18 protein-coding genes are annotated in these 18,229 nt (G+C 49.3%); 8 read left to right on the forward strand and 10 right to left on the reverse strand.

Translation table 11 applies throughout. The annotated features are described in order from the left end of the window. Window positions 1-20 precede the first annotated feature (20 nt). Genes JQN59_RS04955 through JQN59_RS04970 form a run of 4 tightly spaced genes read left to right on the forward strand, consistent with a single transcriptional unit; the run spans window position 21 to window position 2,953 of the window. Window positions 21-380, forward strand: a complete 360-nt coding sequence (locus JQN59_RS04955; RefSeq protein ID WP_008785648.1) for a response regulator — start codon at window positions 21-23, stop codon at window positions 378-380. 17 nt (window positions 381-397) lie between these two features. Next, window positions 398-2,074, forward strand: coding sequence for a diguanylate cyclase (locus tag JQN59_RS04960; RefSeq protein WP_149607937.1), 1,677 nt, complete (start codon window positions 398-400; stop codon window positions 2,072-2,074). A gap of 11 nt (window positions 2,075-2,085) precedes the next feature. Next, window positions 2,086-2,610, forward strand: coding sequence for a chemotaxis protein CheW (locus tag JQN59_RS04965; RefSeq protein WP_032944769.1), 525 nt, complete (start codon window positions 2,086-2,088; stop codon window positions 2,608-2,610). After that, window positions 2,594-2,953, forward strand: coding sequence for a hypothetical protein (locus JQN59_RS04970; protein WP_003825861.1), 360 nt, complete (start codon window positions 2,594-2,596; stop codon window positions 2,951-2,953). The genes JQN59_RS04965 and JQN59_RS04970 overlap by 17 nt, the downstream gene beginning before the upstream one ends. Window positions 2,954-3,012: 59 nt before the next feature. Here the strand turns inward: JQN59_RS04970 and JQN59_RS04975 are convergent, their stop codons facing one another. The 8 genes from JQN59_RS04975 to JQN59_RS05010 form a co-directional block, all read right to left on the reverse strand. Beyond that, a complete protein-coding gene (locus JQN59_RS04975) occupies window positions 3,013-4,635 on the reverse strand; it encodes a serine hydrolase (protein ID WP_048215675.1) in 1,623 nt (540 codons plus the stop codon). 94 nt (window positions 4,636-4,729) lie between these two features. Continuing rightward, window positions 4,730-5,452, reverse strand: a complete 723-nt coding sequence (locus tag JQN59_RS04980; RefSeq protein WP_149607936.1) for an isochorismatase family cysteine hydrolase — start codon at window positions 5,450-5,452, stop codon at window positions 4,730-4,732. Window positions 5,453-5,615: 163 nt separating this feature from the next. Next, entirely contained in the window at window positions 5,616-6,467 is an 852-nt protein-coding gene (sitD, locus tag JQN59_RS04985; protein ID WP_032944764.1) for an iron/manganese ABC transporter permease subunit SitD, read from the reverse strand. Beyond that, entirely contained in the window at window positions 6,464-7,321 is an 858-nt protein-coding gene (sitC, locus tag JQN59_RS04990; protein WP_008785642.1) for an iron/manganese ABC transporter permease subunit SitC, read from the reverse strand. Before sitC ends, sitD begins: the two co-directional genes overlap by 4 nt. Before the next feature lie 2 nt (window positions 7,322-7,323). Then, a complete protein-coding gene (sitB, locus tag JQN59_RS04995) occupies window positions 7,324-8,139 on the reverse strand; it encodes an iron/manganese ABC transporter ATP-binding protein SitB (protein WP_149607935.1) in 816 nt (271 codons plus the stop codon). Then, on the reverse strand, window positions 8,136-9,053 hold the full coding sequence (locus tag JQN59_RS05000; protein WP_057068101.1) for a metal ABC transporter substrate-binding protein: 918 nt from the start codon (window positions 9,051-9,053) through the stop codon (window positions 8,136-8,138). Before JQN59_RS05000 ends, sitB begins: the two co-directional genes overlap by 4 nt. A 182-nt stretch (window positions 9,054-9,235) precedes the next feature. Continuing rightward, window positions 9,236-10,009 (reverse strand): DUF4886 domain-containing protein, encoded by a 774-nt coding sequence (locus JQN59_RS05005; RefSeq protein ID WP_103014826.1) that lies wholly within the window; start codon window positions 10,007-10,009, stop codon window positions 9,236-9,238. Window positions 10,010-10,019: 10 nt separating this feature from the next. After that, window positions 10,020-11,060, reverse strand: a complete 1,041-nt coding sequence (locus tag JQN59_RS05010; RefSeq protein ID WP_032944758.1) for a porin — start codon at window positions 11,058-11,060, stop codon at window positions 10,020-10,022. A gap of 406 nt (window positions 11,061-11,466) precedes the next feature. On the opposite strand from JQN59_RS05010, the gene JQN59_RS05015 reads away from it, so the two are divergent. Beyond that, complete coding sequence (locus JQN59_RS05015; RefSeq protein WP_048215678.1) at window positions 11,467-12,837, forward strand: class-II fumarase/aspartase family protein; 1,371 nt, start codon at window positions 11,467-11,469, stop codon at window positions 12,835-12,837. A 46-nt stretch (window positions 12,838-12,883) separates the two neighbouring features. Here the strand turns inward: JQN59_RS05015 and JQN59_RS05020 are convergent, their stop codons facing one another. Beyond that, window positions 12,884-13,777: a MurR/RpiR family transcriptional regulator gene (locus JQN59_RS05020; RefSeq protein WP_003825882.1), complete on the reverse strand. Its 894-nt coding sequence runs from the start codon at window positions 13,775-13,777 to the stop codon at window positions 12,884-12,886. Between the two features lie 354 nt (window positions 13,778-14,131). Here JQN59_RS05020 and dcuC point away from each other — a divergent pair, with 354 nt between their 5' ends. From dcuC to JQN59_RS05035, 3 genes are all read left to right on the forward strand, one after another. Next, window positions 14,132-15,499, forward strand: coding sequence for a C4-dicarboxylate transporter DcuC (gene dcuC / locus JQN59_RS05025; protein WP_003825883.1), 1,368 nt, complete (start codon window positions 14,132-14,134; stop codon window positions 15,497-15,499). 51 nt (window positions 15,500-15,550) lie between these two features. Beyond that, window positions 15,551-17,245: an NAD-dependent malic enzyme gene (locus JQN59_RS05030; protein ID WP_149607934.1), complete on the forward strand. Its 1,695-nt coding sequence runs from the start codon at window positions 15,551-15,553 to the stop codon at window positions 17,243-17,245. Between the two features lie 86 nt (window positions 17,246-17,331). Then, the gene (locus JQN59_RS05035; protein ID WP_003825888.1) at window positions 17,332-17,676 is read left to right on the forward strand and encodes a nitrous oxide-stimulated promoter family protein; all 345 of its coding nucleotides are present in this window, start codon (window positions 17,332-17,334) and stop codon (window positions 17,674-17,676) included. A gap of 122 nt (window positions 17,677-17,798) precedes the next feature. On the opposite strand, the gene JQN59_RS05040 is transcribed toward JQN59_RS05035, so the two are convergent. Then, window positions 17,799-18,227, reverse strand: a complete 429-nt coding sequence (locus JQN59_RS05040; protein WP_003825890.1) for a TOBE domain-containing protein — start codon at window positions 18,225-18,227, stop codon at window positions 17,799-17,801. Window positions 18,228-18,229: the final 2 nt, after the last annotated feature.

The following is an 18,229-nucleotide window of genomic DNA, read 5'->3' on the forward strand; positions in this document are numbered from 1 at the left end:
GCGCAAAATCGAGAGAGAAAATGCGAATTTTATTAGTTGATGATGATCTTTTTGCGGCTGAACTGGCATCCATATTTTTGCAAATGGACGGCTACGATGTGGTGATTGTGGAAAGCGCGATTTCCGCCCTGGCGTGCCTGGACTCGGATAACAACATCGACCTGGTGATTAGCGATCTGCATATGCCAGAGATCAGTGGTTTGGATTTGCTGGCGCTGTTACGCGCTCAGGATTGGGCTAAGCCTTTTATTTTACTAAGTGCCAATGAAGTAACGGGCAGCGACGCTCTGTACGACCGTTGGGTGAAAAAAGATGAAAACCTCGCGGAAAATCTGGGGGCTGCTGTCAATGCGCTACTGCAACCATCTGCGATTAACTGAATAAGCCTACGTGTTTGATGAAACAAGAAAATAAGCATATAGCGATGGCGGTAGCGCAGGAAAAAATAGCGCGTTTGCGGCAGGGGTTTCTACGCCGAATTCCCGACATGCTGGCACAAGCGGAAAGATTACTCGTTCAACTGGTCGCAGAGCCTAGCGAAGCCTGTCGCAAACAGCTACATATCCTGCTGCACAGTATTCACGGTTCGGCAGGGTCCTTTGGCTTTAGCCCGCTGGCGAATGCCTCAGCAGAAGGTGAGCGTTTACTAACAGAGCCGGAAATAGAGCAAAGCACATTGCATTACGATGAGCTGCGACGAATCATCAGGTGGTTGTACACCCTGACCCAGGAGCAGCTCAATCTTGAACATCGTATCAGCGATACGGAGTTCACATTACCGATCACCGCGCAGCGCCCGGAAGAGGGATATGTTCGGCGGGCCAGTAAGCCTATCTACCTGTGTGATGATGATATTGACCAGGTCGAGCTGCTCGCGACCCAACTGCGCTGTTTTGGTTTTACCTGCCATGTGTTCGCGAACACGCAGGATTTCACTCAGGCCGTATTGTCGCAACCGCCCGCCGTGGTGATTATGGATGTTAGCTTTCCGGACAACGCCTACGGTGGACCGCTGGCGATGTCGGATTTGAAACAAAAAGTGGGCAAACCTTTCCCTGTGCTGTTCCTCTCGTGTCATAGCGATTTCAATGCCCGCGTCAACGCCATCAAATCCGGCTGTGATGGCTACTACGTAAAGCCTGCGTCTATCACCGATTTAGTCCAGGAACTTCATCGCCTGACTCAACCGTCGCTGAAAAAGCCTTACCAGGTATTGTTGATTGATGACGAACCCGCGGTGGCGGAATACAACGCGGAGATGCTGCGCATGGCGGGCATGGAAGTGCATGTGCTGGAAAAACCTCACTATCTACTGCATGTACTGAATGCGCAGCCGATCGATCTGGTGTTGATGGATTATCACATGCCGGAGTTCAGCGGTGAGGAACTGACAAAACTGATTCGCCAAATACCGCAGCATATTGGCCTGCCTATCGCCTATCTCTCCAGCGAGACCAACAAGCATGCGCAGTTAGGAGCAATGAGCATCGGCGCGGAGGATTTTATCCTCAAACAGAGCGACCCTGAGGAGCTGATCCGCGCCGTATCGATTCGCGCGGAAAGAATGCGCGTCCTGCGTGCCCGTATGTCGCAGGACAGTCTGAGCGGGTTATATAACCACTCAACGACCACCCATTTTCTCAAAAGCGCGATTGCCGAGTCGAACTACAGCGGCAACCCATTTTGTATGGTAATGGTGGACCTGGATCGCTTCAAAAGCGTTAACGATACCTACGGTCATGCGGTCGGTGACCAGGTAATTGTCGGTATTTCGCAGTTGTTCTCCCATCGATTACGCAGCACCGATATCGTTGGCCGTTACGGTGGTGAAGAGTTTGTCATCATTATGCCCAACACCAGCAGTGACAAGGCTGCGCGCGTGGTCGAACGATTGCGCAGGGATTACGAGCAGGTCACATTTTCCGTTAACGACGCCAGTTTTCACAGTACCTTCAGCGCGGGTATTGCCCAGTGGCAGTTTGGCGATCGGATTGAAACGCTACGCGAACGCGCCGATCAGGCGCTGTATGCCGCGAAACAAAATGGCCGTAATACTTTCTGCATTGCCGAGTAAAAGGAGTCAATATGAGCCAACAGCTGGAGCAGATTCTTGCGCTGAACCATGGTGAAAAACCGGAGTGTGAAAACGTTGATGAACCCCAGCGCACGCTGGTGTTATTTCAACTGGCGGGTAAAAATTTTGCCTTCTATGGGGCGCAAATTAAAGAGATCCTTGCTGAGCGCCCGATCTCCTGGGTTCCCTGTTGCGCGCCAATGCTTGAAGGGGTCATCAACTATCGTGGACGGGTGGAATCGGTAATGAGACTGGACAGCCTGATCGATAAACCTACCGTCAATTCGGCAGGTAAGCGCACTATTTTGATTGGATGCGCCGAGAAAATGCAAAGTGGGATCCTGATAGATAAACTGATTGATGTGTTGGAAGTCGCCGAAAGCCAGATTCATTTGCCAGGAGATTCGTTGCCCCCGGCGTTACAAAGCATCGCTGTGGGGGTGGTTAACGTGATGGAAACCTGGTACACGCTGCTCGATCTGAATCTGGTCTTTGAGCGTTATCAGGAGACCAGCGGTTATGACGGCTCCCACTAATCTGGCGGCGGTACGTATTACTTTGGGAGCGCTAACGTTGTATATACCGGCAAACCAGGTTGGTGTGTGTTCGTTAGTGACTCAGGTTGTGCCTGAAATCCCCCGATTTAGCCAATGGCTGGGGATTGCTGATGAGCCGCAGGAGGGATGGCATTTGCATTTACGCGTCCCGGACAGTGGCGTTGAAACTGGCTGGTACCTGTGGGGACAACTTGAGAATGTGATGCTCTCCGGCGACATTATTTTTGCCGTACCTCCGCTTCTGGCGCGTAACTGTCATCTGCCTGCGCTTCGTGCCCTGGTGGGCCGCGAGGCGTTTAGCCCGCTATTAAGCTGGCGCTGACACGCTGCGGGAGCTTTAACGGTCCCGCAGCATGAGAAGACTGGGAGTGCTATATCCCGTTACTGGATATAAGCATCAACAGCCCGACTGACCAGCTTAGTCATAAAGTTGTCAATCTTATCAATGGTCTGCTTGTCCTGAAGATCGTAGGTTTTTGCTACGTCATCCAGGTTTTCATAACCGACCCAAACTCGCCCGATCTTATCCTGCCATACGGAGACACGTAACGGCAGATCCAGCGCGACACCCTGTTTATCCTGCATCAGTTTTGTGCCGACTTTAGGGTTACCAAATACCAGGACTTTCGTTGGCCTCAGGTTCATTCCCGCGCCCTCGGCATTTTTCTCGTGATCAATTTCAGTGAATACCGGAACGCCTTCGCTTTTCAGAATGGCTTTCAGTCGGGAGACCGTCTCATCGACAGAGAATTTACTTTCCTGGTTTTTGATCTTCTCTGAATTTAACCCAGAACCCAGCCCGATTTTATAGGCTTCAGCGATATCACGAGCCACCTGAGTCATGTCTACGCCTTCTTTATTGGTCAGCATTGTCACGCAAACCAGTTCATCACCGGCGGTAAAGCGGCTCAGATAGGCACTAAAGCCACCTGTGGTTCCTTTGATTTCCAGAAAACCAGGATGGCGGGTAAATTCCCAGCCGGCCATGGCAGGCACGACTTTGCCATTTTTCAGTTTTGCCGGGCTATAGATAATGTCGCGTAGCTTTTTGTCTTTAACCAGCGTGCTGCCGGCAAGACCGATATCCCACTTACTGATGTCTTCCGCTGACGACCACAGACCACCGTAGGCGAACAGATTATCAGTGGCGATCGCGCTGACAGGCGCCAGTTTGTCACCCGCTGCGACGTAACCTGTTGCAGGCTCAACAGGGTTGATCCAGTCAATTTCTGACTTAAATTTCGAATGCTGATTATGTTGCTTATCAGGCGTCGGGCGATCAAGGAATGCTTTCGTTGGCATGTCTTTTGCGAACATGGTGCTTTGCAGACCTAACGGCGCAATTTGGTATTTGTTGACGAAGTCTACGTAACTCATTCCGCTGACTTTCTCGATAGCCATTCCTAACAGGATAAAGTCAGTTGCGCTGGAGTTGATGTCCGTGCCATTTTTAAATTCGAGCGGTTTATCTTTAACAAGATCCACCAGCTGCGCAGGTGTATATTTTTGCTCTTGTTTATAGCCGAAAGATCTGAAATCAGGGATCCCGGATGAGTGCTGCATTAATTCCAGAATCGTAATGTTATGCCAGCTTTCCGGCAGGCCAGGCAAATAAACACTCACAGGAGTATTCAGATCCAATTTGCCTTGCTCTACCAGTTGCATTACTGCGACTGCAGTAAAAGCCTGCGTGATAGGGCCAATTCCCCACATGGTTTTGGTGGAAGCAAGCTCATCATTGGCTGCCGTTGCCAGACCGTATCCCGCTGAGCGCGGAATATAAGGCGCCTGAACAATCGCCATGGATAAACCCGGCAGATTATTTTTCGCCATTACCTCGGCAATGATCTGATCGATATATTTGCCGTTGACCTTTAATTGTGGATCACCACGGTTAACTAAGTAAGTAGTCTCATTTGTATTGGCAGCGGCCAACACCTGAGTAGCTGAAACTGACATGGAAAGTAAAATACATGCCGAAATAACCTTTAACTTAAGATTCATGGAAAAGCTCCGCGCTTAATGAAATTTATTTTGATGGCTAATGGATGAGCGATGTTGTACATACAATTACCCTCGGTAACCGTACTCATAGCTATTACTTAGCTGCTGCCTTTACCTTTTCAACCGTGGTGTCGGTGTCCCATAAATCATTGGCAATGATGCGGTAGTTGGTTAGAGCGGCGAGATAACCGTCACCTTCCGGAATGCGCGGACCCGCTGTCGCATCTTTAACGACGACAACTTCAAAACCTTGCTCAATCAATTCACGCATATGGGATTCAATACACAGATTGGCAGCCATACCGGCGAGAATGACCTGTGAGACACCGCGTTTTCTTAATTGCAGTACCAGGTCGTTGGTTTCTGGTCCGAAAATCTTATGCGGTGAGGCAATGACCGTTTCGCCATCATAAATATATGGCTTAAACTGCGGTAAAAAGTCTGCGCCGGAATTTTCAAAATTCTCCATCGTCAGTGGACCTTTACGATTGAACATTCCAGTGCCGTGCATAAATGTTTCTCCCGGTGCGGTAGATTGCCATTTATGGTCGTGCGGAAAGTAATAATGTGGAGAAATAAAAACAGGCATTTGTGCTTCTTTTGCCATTTTGAACAACGTCTCGAGATTTTCTACAGTATTATTTTCAATAATGCTGTTTTTAAAAACCTCCCAGCCAATACCCTGAGGACTTAAAAAATCGTTCTGTGGATCGACTACCACCAACGCAGCTTCCTTATTATTAAGTATTATACCTTTGCGTGGTAAGCCATAGGCCTCTGGTTCAGAATAGATTTCAGACATGCTCATCTTGCTCATAAAATTTACCTGTATTTTTATCTAATGTGATAGTGACTATCTGATTATTAAATAGCGCTGGTAAATATGGCATGGTTTCAGAACGGGGCATTTGTTCAGGACGCTGGGAATATTGTCATTACGTATTCTAATAACGATAGCGGGCATATCACTGCCCACTCCATCAGAGGTCGTATTGCTGGCGTCGCCGTTCTAAACGACGATCGCGCAGGGTGGAATAAATAAAGGTCATCACAAACAGTAGTGAAAATAGTACGACGATGGTGGGGGCCGGTGCACTGTCGATGAAAAAAGACAGGTACACGCCCATAAACGAGGTAACGACCGACATAATCACCGCCAGCCACAAGGCGTGGGAAAATTTCCGCGTCATTAAAATCGCAATGGCGCCAGGCGCAATCAGTAAGGAGATCGACAAAATAATCCCTACTGATTTTAGCGTGGCGACAATCGTCAGGGCGATCATGCACAGTAGGCCGTAATGTAGCAGTGCAGTGTTAAGCCCACTGGCCTTTGCCTGATGCGGGTCGAACGCATGCAGCAGCAGATCTTTCCACTTAAGCCCAATAATAAGCGCTATCCCAAGCGTAATAACCGCGGTTTGTATGATGTCGCTGAACGATACGCCCAGCATGTCGCCGAACAGAATATGATCGAGATGGACTTCTGACTGGATAGAGACGTACAGCACCAGTCCTGCACCAAACATGCCGGAAAAGACGATTCCCATCAGGGTATCGCGTTTGATGCGGCTGTTATCGTCGAGATAACCCGTCGCCACCGCACAGAACAGCCCGGCGATAAATGCGCCAATTGCCAGTGGGATGCCCGCAATCCACGCCAGTACAATTCCCGGGAAAACCGCGTGGCTCATGGCATCGCCCATCAGCGCCCAGCCTTTGAGTACTAAAAATACAGACAGCAGCGCGCAGGGCACGGCGACAATGGTGGAGATGACCAGCGCATTGACCATAAAACCAAACTGAAAGGGTTCCAGCAGCGTTGTTAAGATCATACTGACTCCTTGTTCACCAGACGGGCGCGGCGGCGATTCGCCAGCAGACCGTGTTTTGGCGCGAAGACAAATGCCAGCAGGAACAGCAGCGTTTGCAGAACGACAATAATTCCGCCGGTTGCACCGTCCAGCCAGTAGCTCAGCCAGGCGCCGAAAAAGCTGGTCAGGCTGCCAATAGCTACGGCGATAGTGAGCAGGCGTGGAAAACGATCGGTCAGCAGCCAGGCCGTTGCACCGGGCGTAACCACCAGGCAAATCACCAGAAATGCGCCGACGGTTTGCAGCGCGGCGACTGTGGAAACGGAGAGCAGTGTAAAAAATAACAGCTTCAACCGGCCCGGATTCAGACCGATAGAGCGCGCGTGGTTTTCATCAAAAAAAACCACCATCAGATCTTTCCACTTCAAAAACAGGATGGTTAGCGAAATAACCCCGATGATGGCCAGTTGTAGAATATCTTCTGGTGCAATCGCCAGCACGTTGCCGAGAATGATGGTCTGAATGTTCACCGACATCGGATTGAGCGACACCATAAACAGCCCGATACCGAAAAAAGACGAAAAAATCAGTCCGATAATCGCATCTTCCTTCAGGCGCGAACGTTGATTAAGAAACAGCATACTGCCCGCCGCCAGTCCGCCGGAAAGGAATGCGCCAAGCGCGAAGGGAAGCCCTAACATATAAGCGCCTGCCACGCCCGGCACGATAGAGTGCGACAGTGCATCGCCAATCAGCGACCAGCCTTTGAGCATCAGATAGCATGAGAGAAACGCACACAGGCCACCGACCATCGCCGAGACCCACATGGCGTTGAGCATGTACTGGTAGCCAAACGGCTCCGTTAGCCAGTTCATGGTTATTCCCCCTCGTTTGCCGTGCGTCGCGCAATAAACGGGCGTTCATCATCGGTAATTACGTGCTGTTCACCGCCGCTCAGCGCAACGTGACGCAGTACGCCGCTGAATGCCAGTTCGAGATTCTCGGGGGTAAAGGTGGTTTCGGTGGGGCCACTTGCCAGCACCGTGCCCTTAATCATCACCGTGTAATCACAAAACTCGGTGACGGATCCCAAATTATGGGTAGAGACCAGCATGGTTCGACCCTCATCACGCAGTTCACGCAGCAGGTCGATGATCCGGGCCTCGGTTTTTACATCCACACCGGTAAAGGGTTCATCCAGTAAAATAACCTGTCCGTCCTGTGCGATGGCCCTTGCCAGAAAAACACGCTTTTTCTGCCCACCGGACAGTTCACCTATTTGACGATGGCGATAATCCAGCATATCAACCCGCGCCAGCGCCGCATCTACGCAGGCGTGGTCAATTTGTTTTGGTCGACGCAGCCAGCCCATATGGCCAAAGCGTCCCATCATCACCACATCTTCCACCAGTACCGGAAACGACCAGTCCACCTCTTCTGACTGGGGGACATAGGCGATCAGATTCTGTTTGAGCGCTTTATTTACCGGCTGTTGCAGAATTGAGATTTCCCCCTGCGCCAGGCGGACAAAACCCATCAGCGCTTTAAAAAGCGTTGATTTTCCCGAACCGTTTACGCCGACCAGAGCGGCAATTGAGCCGCCCGGAACCTGAAAAGTGGCGTCCCGCAATGCGGTATGACCGTTGCGATACGTCACCGTAACCTGATTTACGGTAATCGCAGAGTGACTCATGGTTGGCTCTCCAGACCCTTGTTGATGCCGTTAACAATGGTTTGCGTGGTGACGCGCAGTAAATCCAGATAGGTCGGTACCGGACCATCGGCAGCGCTGAGCGAATCGACATACAGCACGCCGCCGTAATGCGCGCCAGATTCACGGGCAACCTGACGCGCTGGTTTGTCGGACACGGTGCTTTCGCTAAATACCGTTGGGATATGATGCTCTCTGATGGCATCGATAACCTTGCGTACCTGCTTGGGCGTACCCTGCTGATCGGCATTGATCGGCCACAGATACAGCTCCTTGAGATTGTTATCACGAGCTAAATAAGAGAATGCGCCTTCGCTGGTGACCAGCCAGCGTTTATCAGCAGGGAGCTTTGCCAGTTCTGTATGCAGTGGCGCCAGAGTCTGCTGGATTTTCGCTTTATAATTCTGCGCATTATTCTGGTAGGTTGCGGCATTGTCCGGATCGTATTTGATCAGCGCATCACGAATGTTATCCACGTAGATCAGCGCGTTCTCCGCTGACATCCAGGCATGCGGGTTTGGTTTACCGTTGTACGGCCCTTCGCTGATGCCCATTGGCTGCACGCCGTTTGAGACCATCACTTCAGGTACGCCGGACAAATTTTGGTAGAAGCGGGCAAACCATAGTTCGAGGTTTAGACCGTTGGAGAGAATAAGCTGTGCGCCTTGCGCCCGTTTGATATCGCCTGGGGTTGGTTGATATTCGTGAATTTCAGCCCCCGGTTTGGTGATAGAACTAACGTCCGCCGCGTCACCTGCTACATTGCTTGCCATATCGGCAATCACCGTAAAGGTGGTTACCACTTTGAATTTTTCTTTCGCCCAGGCGGGTGACAGCGTCAGCGCTGTTAACACGCTGGCAAGGAGAAATGACTTCAGATGGGGCAGATGCGGCATAGTATCCCTCGCAACAAGGTGGTTAATTTATCATCGAATATAGCCTTTGCTATGTTATATAGCACATGGCATAAACAAATGAAAATAATTCTTATTTGCGTAGGGTGCTAAGGAATAGACGGGGGATAATGTATTTTACGCCGGCTCGATTGCCGGCGTGTTGGGGATGAATAACCCGGTGATTATGACCTTTGGAACTCAGTAACGGTTTCCCATGCTACCTGTTGTAACGCTTTGGCGGTGGCAGGGGTCATGTCCGTATCAACAGGAAGCGCGCCGCCGACAGGAGACTGGTTGTACAGGGTGGCGAAGAATACGCAAGCGGCGAGATATGTACCAGAAATAGAAGGGTGTACACCATCATGATAATACAAGTTAATTTCCGGATGGGTCTTGCGCGCTTTCTCGAAAGCGAGACCTACCGGAGCCACATATCCCCCCGTTTTTTGCGCAATGGAGATATAAGCATCCGCCAGCTTTTGGCTATCTTCGGGTTTAGCTTTCTTCGGCCAGGTCATGAAATAGACAACTTTTGCACCTGCTTTATGCGCCATCTCAGCCATTTGGGTTGCAGAGTCAACGAAATTTTTCCGGGTACTTTCTTTCTTTGAAATTGTTTCTGTGGAGTTCCCCTGTAATACCACTACATCCCATTTCTGTAACGTGTTCTGGTAGCGCATATTCTCAATTTGCCAGCCTAAATGACCGCTGGAAATCGTGATCCCCCGATATTTATAGCCTTTGGCATGGTCAGGCAGTAAAGACTGCGTCAAATCCCGTAATCGGGTATTGATATTATTGTTATAGAACGTGAACGAGTTACCATAAAGCGCGACGATTTTATTCTCGCCATCCATTTTAGCATGTGCGGAAGGCGCTAATAACGTATCAGCGTGAGCGCAGATACTACTCAGTGCCAGGACCGTTGCTGCGGCAAGCAAAGTTATCTTTTTCATCGATTATCTCTTAGAAGTCGTAACGGAGTCCAACGATGAGCGCATCATCATTGGTTTTTTTGTTCTTACTGGCGAATTCTTTATCGTAAGTAAATGATAACCACGTATCCTCAGCCAATGTTAATTGCGCCTCAGCACGCCAGTCTTCTTTTTCAGCAATATCTTTACCATCTTCATTTAAAAAACTATATCCGGTGAGAACTTTGACGGTGCCAAAGTTGTAGGAAATGAGTGAATCCATCCCTTTATAATTATTATCGCTTTTGTTATCGCGAGAAATAGAAGTACGCAATGCGGTTACCGCGACTTCATAGGCTTTATAACTGAGTTGTAATCCTCCCATAATTTGATCGTTTTGATTACGCCCATCGGTGGTCACTACGCCATCCTGTCGTTTGTAACGACTGGCCGCGAGTGCGGGTGTAATTCTAAAATCACCAAATTTGAAAGACTTGCGGTAGCTGGCCATCGCGCCGTAATCCAGGGCTTCGTTATCGCTGTTGCCATTACCGGAGACCCATGCCAGTTGAATTTCGTTACCGGCAAATTTGGCATTCCACTGGACGGTGCCGTCCTGGCGGTTGAACTGGTATGAATCATCAATGGTTGTAATGCCATAGCTATAGATATTAGGGGTGAAATTTTTGTACTTATCGGTCATTTTCATTACCTGATACAACGGATTTTTGGTTCTCCCGGTGATCAGTTCACCCCATGTTTTATTTGACAGACCGACATAGGAATAACGGGCCTCCATATCGCTTTCACCGGTATTGTTATCATTTTTTTCGGTACGCACCTGCCATTCCAGTCGACCCACGATTTTGGTATCTGGCAGAAGATCCAGATCTCGGGTGAGGTAAATACCTACACGGCCACCCAGATCGCTTCGGCTTTCACTGCCAGCAAATGAATTCTGACCACTTGCTATTTTTCCCTCAACGCGGCCATAGATATCCAGAGTATTGCCATCCTTATTATAGACGTTTAAGGCGAACGCCGAGGAACTCATACCCATAAGTAATATTAGTGAATAATTTTTTAGCTTCATGTCATCCCTCAAACCAGCATTAGTTTCCTGACCATAAAATAAAGTTCACAGCGAGGTAATTGTTTGTGGAAAAAGAGTGTCAGCGGTATGGGAATTATTTTTTCTCGTAATGAAATGTGATTATTCACGCATAAATATCACTAATTTCACTATTGTATTAATGGTTCTTATATTTAATGCGCATTTCTGCTGAAATATTACGCCTGCTTGGAATGTAATTCACAAATTACTGTGAAGTACATCTCATTTCTACTTGGTGGAAAAAACGAAAATGGGAATATTGTATTCTCATGGCCGTTTTTTGGGTGGGAATACTATTTTCCCCTATAATCTGGAAAACAGATCCTGCAAAATTGATTAATCACATTTTCGATTATGATGCATTCATTGGCCGGAGAGGCGCTGTATGTTCGGTAAGCAAACAACGGTATTTGATTCTGATCTTTATTCTTCATTGTTCACCCAAGGTCGGATGCGGGAAATATGGTCTGACGACAATCTGCTGCGGTGTTGGTTGCGATTTGAGGCAACTGTCGCTCGAGTGCAAGGTGAGCAGGGGATTATCCCTGAGCAAGCCGCCGTCGAAATTGAAAAAACGTGCAGGGAAATACGGATAGATTGGCCGGCCCTTGCACAGGAAACACAGACGGTTGGTATGGCGATAAAACCGCTGATCGATCAGATCTCTGCTTGCGGTACACCTTTAGTAAGTCAGTTTTTGCACTGGGGATGTACTACCCAGGATCTGCTGGACTCTGGCATGGCGATGAGACTGCAACAAACGTTGCAGCTGCTGCGCGAGCAATTGCTCGATGTTGGCGAGGCAATGAAAGCGATGGCAATACGTCATACCCGAACGGTGATGGTTGCACGCACCAATTCAGTGGATGCTTCTGCGACAACGTGGGGGCTGCATGTTTGCAGTTATCTGGCAGAGATTAACCGCCATCTGATAAGACTTCAGCAGCTGTACCCGCGAGCTGTAACCGGGCTCTTTGGCGGCGCGGTAGGTAATTTGGCCTCCGTAGGAGAGCAGGGAATGGAAACACGTGAACGACTGATGTTGGCACTGGGTCTGAACGTACCCTGCGGCATTAATAATGCCAGCCAGGATGCGGTTGTTGAAGTTGTGCAGTTTTTTGCCCTTGTTCACGGCACGTTATGTCGTCTGGCCAACGATGTCGAAACAATGGGACGCACGCCGATTGCTGAAGTGCTTGAGGGAGAAGGTGGTGGAGGGTCGAGCACGATGCCGCACAAGGTTAATCCGCGCGCCAGTAACATGATGCAAACGCTGGCAAGGATGGGATGGATGTATGCGTCTGGCGCCCCAGCAATGCTGGATCAACAGGATGTGCGAGCCGCCTCAATGAGGGTATTAAACTGGACAATCCTCCCGGAGGCCTCAAATGCTTTATCGACCAGCCTGACACGCGCAAAGAATCTGCTTTCGCATCTCATCATTAATGAAGAGAAGATGCGTGCTAATTTCGATTGCTCAAAGCACTTTATTATGTCGGAATCACTGACGATGAGACTTGCCGCCAAAATCGGCAGAGAGTCCGCCTATAACTTAGTGAAAAACCTGCTAAAGCATGCAACTGGAGAGCACAGCTTCATGGAGATCGTGCAGGCTAGCCCGGAAATCCGCGCATCATTGTCTGTAGAGGAAATTACCGCCGCCTGCGAGCCGCTGTCATATATCGGGGCTAACGACGCGCTAATCGCTGAAACTTTAGCTGAGTTCGAGCGCGTGAAAACGGTAGAGATTGCCTGATTTGTCTTGCTGCCGGGAGGGATAACTCTCCTGGCGGCTGGCGGTGCTAAGTGTTGTGTGCTGATGCAGAAAACGTTTCGAAAAAGACAAATAACTCTTCCAGTTGTGCAAAATTCCCCTCGTTATCTCCTTTCTCATAAGCCAGATGCAATATGAGTTCGATAAAAAAGAAGCCGAGTATACGGCTTTGAAAAATGGACTGTACGTCGCTGGGAAGAACAAACTGCAGATCGCAAAATTTACCGTAAGGGTTCGCTTCTGAGTTGGTAACCAGTACCACGACGGCGTTCTTTTTTCTGAACCACTTTGCAATATTGAGGGCAACCCGATTAAATCGATAGTAGGAGAACACAATCAGGACATCCTCTTCCTCAATATTGATGAGACATTTGGGGAGTTCGCTGATGTCCGTCGGTAAAAGGGTGATGTCACTGCGAAAGTACTTTAACAGTGTACAAAAATGCGTTGCCATTGCATGAGATGATGACGGACCGACGACATAAATATGACGTTGATTGTTCAGTACCAGATCGATAAACGCATTAAGGCTTTCAATGTCGATATTATTTTTAAATTGATTAAATAATTCTGATACTTTATGGGTGAAATCAGTAACGATACTTTCAGTGGTAATGCTGGGATTGTTACGTAGTTTGATGTTTTTCTCAAAAGGTGCGGATATTTTATTTTTTGACAGCGTAATGTCTAATGCTTTGCGAAAAGCGGCGTAACCCGTAAACCCAATCTTATTTAAAAATCGGCCAATGGTTGCTTTGCTTACCATCGCATTTTGCGAGAGGTCAACAATGCCATGATAGGGAAGTTCATTGAAGTGTTTATTAATGTACTCATTGAGTCGGCACTCAGATTCAGTTAGATCACCCATATTAAGAGTAAGTAAGTTATACTCATCCAGACTTAACGTGTTTTTTTTGTACATGGATAACACCCGATGACTATTGTATATCAACGTTGTTATAGGGTAATACACTTTCGACGTCAATCATAGAATGAATATGTTGGAAACCCGCATCCAGCCTTTTCTGAGGTCTGCGACTACATTCAGATGTAGTTGCGATCTTACTCACAAAAAGAGGTGGGAAAACACCTTTCCCGTATTTTACAACCACACAACCCATTACAATTAAATCTCAATATTTGAGTATGTAATACGATAAATTTACGTACATATTATAGCTGCTTATATATGGGAGTGATTTTTTACTATCCTATATAAGCTATGATGATATGACAGGTAACCCTACCCGATTTGTATGGCATAGGAATTGTTATTATGACAGCGTTTATTATAGCAATAGTGATAACAGTTATTGCTGCATGGTTAATTGTGAAAAATTATCAGCCGCAAACTGTTTTATTACTCGCTGGACTGGCATTATTGACCATTACCGTACTGTTTTATCCTGAAAACAGCATTCTCTACGATAAAGCAAAATCCACGGGGTCAACCTGGTTGGATATCTTTAGCTTTGCAAAAGAATCGCTCACCACACAAATTGCAGGTATTGGTCTTATCATCATGGCTGCGGGTGGATTTGCCAGCTATATGGATCACATTAAAGCGTCGAATGCGATGGTCAATATGTGCATTCGACCGCTGCAGGTGATTAAAGCGCCTTACCTGATCCTTGCGCTGGGGTATATCTGCGCACAGCTTCTGCATGTGGCAATTTCAAGTGCGGCGGGACTGGCGATGTTGCTGCTGGTGACATTCTTCCCGGTTCTGGTTCGTCTGGGGGTCAGTAAAGCCTCTGCGGCCGCGATGATTGGTCTGTGCGCGTTTATGGATCTAGGGCCCGCGGTAGGTACTGCGAATCTGGCGGCTAAACATGCTGGCATGGAAAGCGCGATCTACTTTGCGCATTACCAGATGCCGGTGGCGGTGGTGGTGATGCTGGCCGTTGCGGTGGTGATTTACTTTACCGCGAAGTATTTCGACAAAAAAGATGGCTTCGTACCGGGGGCGCAAAGCGTGGCGCAAGCGGAAGAAGAAGGCCGAAAGGTACCCGCTATTTACGCGCTGTTACCCGTCCTGCCTGTCGTACTGGTGCTGGTCTTTAGCCCTTTGGTTATCAAGTCCATCAAAATAGACGTGGTCACGGCGATGATCCTTGGCGCTGTCGTCGCATTTTTCTTTGAACTGGTGGCTACCCGAGATTTCAAAAGCTGCTGCAAAGGGATACAGGTCTTTTTCAAAGGGATGGGCAGCATGTTTACCAGCATCGTTTCCTTGCTGGTGTGTGCGGATATCTATGCCCAGGGGCTGCAGAAAATTGGTGCGGTGGACTACCTGTTACAGTCAGTGCAAAACGCAGGACTGGGCTTTACCAGCATGACCCTGGTGATGACCGCACTGGTGGGTGTAACCGCCGTCCTGACGGGCTCTGGCGTTGCCGCCTTTTTCTCCTTCTCCGGCCTGGCCCCCTCCATTGCAGCAAAATTTGGTGAGAGTGCAGTCAATATGATCCTGCCTATGCAGTTAATGGCGGGAATGGGGCGTTCAATGTCCCCAGTGGCTGGAATCATTATTGCGGTGAGTAAAGCAGGAGAATGTTCACCGTTTATGATCGTCAGAAGAACGCTGCTTCCAGCGCTGGCCGGTATCGCGGCGATGCTGGTTGCCAACTATGTCCTGATTTGAATCCCTGGAGCCTGCTAATGCAGGCTCTTATTTTTTATCTGGTTGTAATTTATGGATGGCAACGTGACAAACGATGTTTTATACGTCCCGTTTACGGGGAAGTTACTGCTTGAATCTCCGTTATTAAACAAGGGAAGCAGCTTCACGCAGCAAGAAAGGTATGACTTTAACCTGAGTGGGCTACTGCCTTGTGCCATTGAGAATATTGATGAACAAGCCGAACGGGCGTATCAACAATATCTTGAGGCTGAATCCCACAACGCTCGACATATTTACTTGCGTAATATCCAGGATACTAACGAAACGTTATTTTATTACCTGTTGAAAAAGCATCTTCCAGAGATGCTGCCCATCGTTTATACCCCGGTAGTCGGGGCCGCCTGTGAAAAATTCTCGTGGATATATCGTCGTGCACGCGGTGTCTTTATCTCCTGGCCCGATCGCGATCGTATTGACGATATTTTGCATGATATTCCACGGCACGATATCAAGGTCATCGTCGTCACCGATGGTGAGCGCATTCTGGGGCTAGGTGACCAGGGCGTTGGCGGTATGGGGATTCCTATCGGGAAACTGTCGCTCTATACCGTCTGTGGCGGGGTAAATCCGGCGAATACGCTACCTATTTTACTGGATGTCGGCACGAATAATGCGCGACTGCTGGACGATCCGCGCTATATCGGCTGGCGTCATCCGCGCATAACTGGTGAAGACTATTTCGCATTTATTGGAATGTTTATTGCCGCCGTAAAACGGCGCTGGCCTAACGTTCTGCTGCAGTTTGAAGATTTTGCCCAGCATACTGCGGTGCCGCTGCTGGACCGTTATCGCGATGAGATGTGCTGTTTTAACGATGACATTCAGGGCACGGCGTCGGTGGCTCTGGCGACTCTGGTTGCGGCCTGCCGAGGCTGCGGTCGTGACTTCCGTCAGCAATCAATCGTAATTGTGGGGGCGGGGGCTGCAGGATGTGGGATCGCCCGGCATATTATTGCCTGCCGCATCAGTGAAGGAATGAGCGAGGCCGAAGCCAGACGGACCATTTTTATGGTGGATCGCGACGGTCTGGTGATGACCACCAATAATGCCTTAGCTGATTTCCAGCAACCGCTGGCGCAGTCTCCCGAGGCCGTATCTGACTGGCAGTTTGAGGGGCTGGCACTGTCGCTACTGGAGGTTATCCACAATGCCAAACCCACGGTGATGCTGGGTGTGTCGGGTCAGGCTGGATTGTTCTCGCAGGAGGTCATTAGCACGATGTACCAATACTGCGGCCGCCCGATCGTTATGCCGTTGTCGAATCCCACTTCGAGAATGGAAGCGCGACCAGAAGATATCATTCGCTGGACCGAGGGACAGGCCATTATCGCGACCGGTAGTCCCTGCGGTGTGATTGAATTTAATGGACGCTCCATTCCGGTGGCGCAGTGTAATAACGTGTATGTTTTCCCGGCCATCGGTCTGGGGGCTATCGCCAGTGGTGCGACACGCGTAACAGAGGCTATGCTGATGGCGGCAAGCCGTGCGCTAGCCGATGCTTCCCCGTTGGTGCGTAACGGGGAAGGGGCTCTGTTGCCGGAGATTGAGACAATCTGTGAGGTGACCCGCAGCATTGCCTTTGAGGTCGGTAAGGCAGCGCAGCTGTCGGGCGTGGCAGAGAAGATGAGCGACGACGCGCTGTTGCAAAGCATAAAAGATAACTTTTGGTTACCACACTACCGTCCTTATAAACGCAGGGCAATTTAGCCGTTGTGACGAGTAAGTGGTACTCGGGTCTTGGTTGCCTTCATGATTAAGGTGTATTATTTATGCAACTTAATTGTGGAGGCATCATGTCCGGCAAACGCATTGCACGTGAAAAAATGACGATCCAGAGAATGATTTCGCTCTATGAGAGCCAGTGCCCGCAGGCTTCAGACGAACCGGGGCATTACGATGCGTTGTTTGCCTATGCGCAAAAGCGTCTGGATAAGTGCGTGTTTGGTGAGGAAAAACCGGCCTGTAAACAGTGTCCTGTGCACTGTTATCAACCTGCTAAACGCGAAGAGATGAAGCAAATTATGCGTTGGGCTGGACCGAGAATGCTCTGGCGTCACCCGATTCTGACCGTACGTCACCTGATTGATGACAAACGCCCAGTGCCGGAGTTACCCGAGAAGTACCAGCGGAAAAAATAAGGTCGCTGTGCGCCGGATGGCGGCTGCGCCTTATCTGGCCTACGAGAATAAGTGCATCTGCCGCGTAGGCCCGATGCGCATTGCGCCATCGGGCAACTTAGCCATGCGGTGATGAATGGCGATTACGCTTTGGTGGCAATCAGAATAGCTGAGGCTTTGATCAGCGCAACAACACGGCTTCCCTGACTCAGTTTCATCTCTTGCTGACTTTCGTTGGTGACGACGGCAACAATCTCGAAGCCTGCGTCAGTTTTGATATGTACCGTGGCGTTGACTGCGCCTTCTGTGACCTGGGAAACACTGCCAGCAAACTGGTTGCGGGCAGAGAACTTCAGACCACAGTCTTCAGTTGCCAGCGTCACCCATGGCGCTTTAATCAGAGCAATTGCTTCTTTCCCTTTCGCCAGACCCAGCGCCTGCTGGCTGCTATGGGTTACAATCGCGACCAGTTTTGCGCCGCCAGCCAGCGTCAGTTCAACTTCATCATTCACTGCGCCCGTAGCGACTGCGCTCACCGTACCGGTTAATTGATTACGTGCTGATACCGCCATAC

It is taken from the genome of Citrobacter sp. B72 (genome assembly GCF_016894305.1).
Classification (GTDB): domain Bacteria; phylum Pseudomonadota; class Gammaproteobacteria; order Enterobacterales; family Enterobacteriaceae; genus Citrobacter; species Citrobacter portucalensis.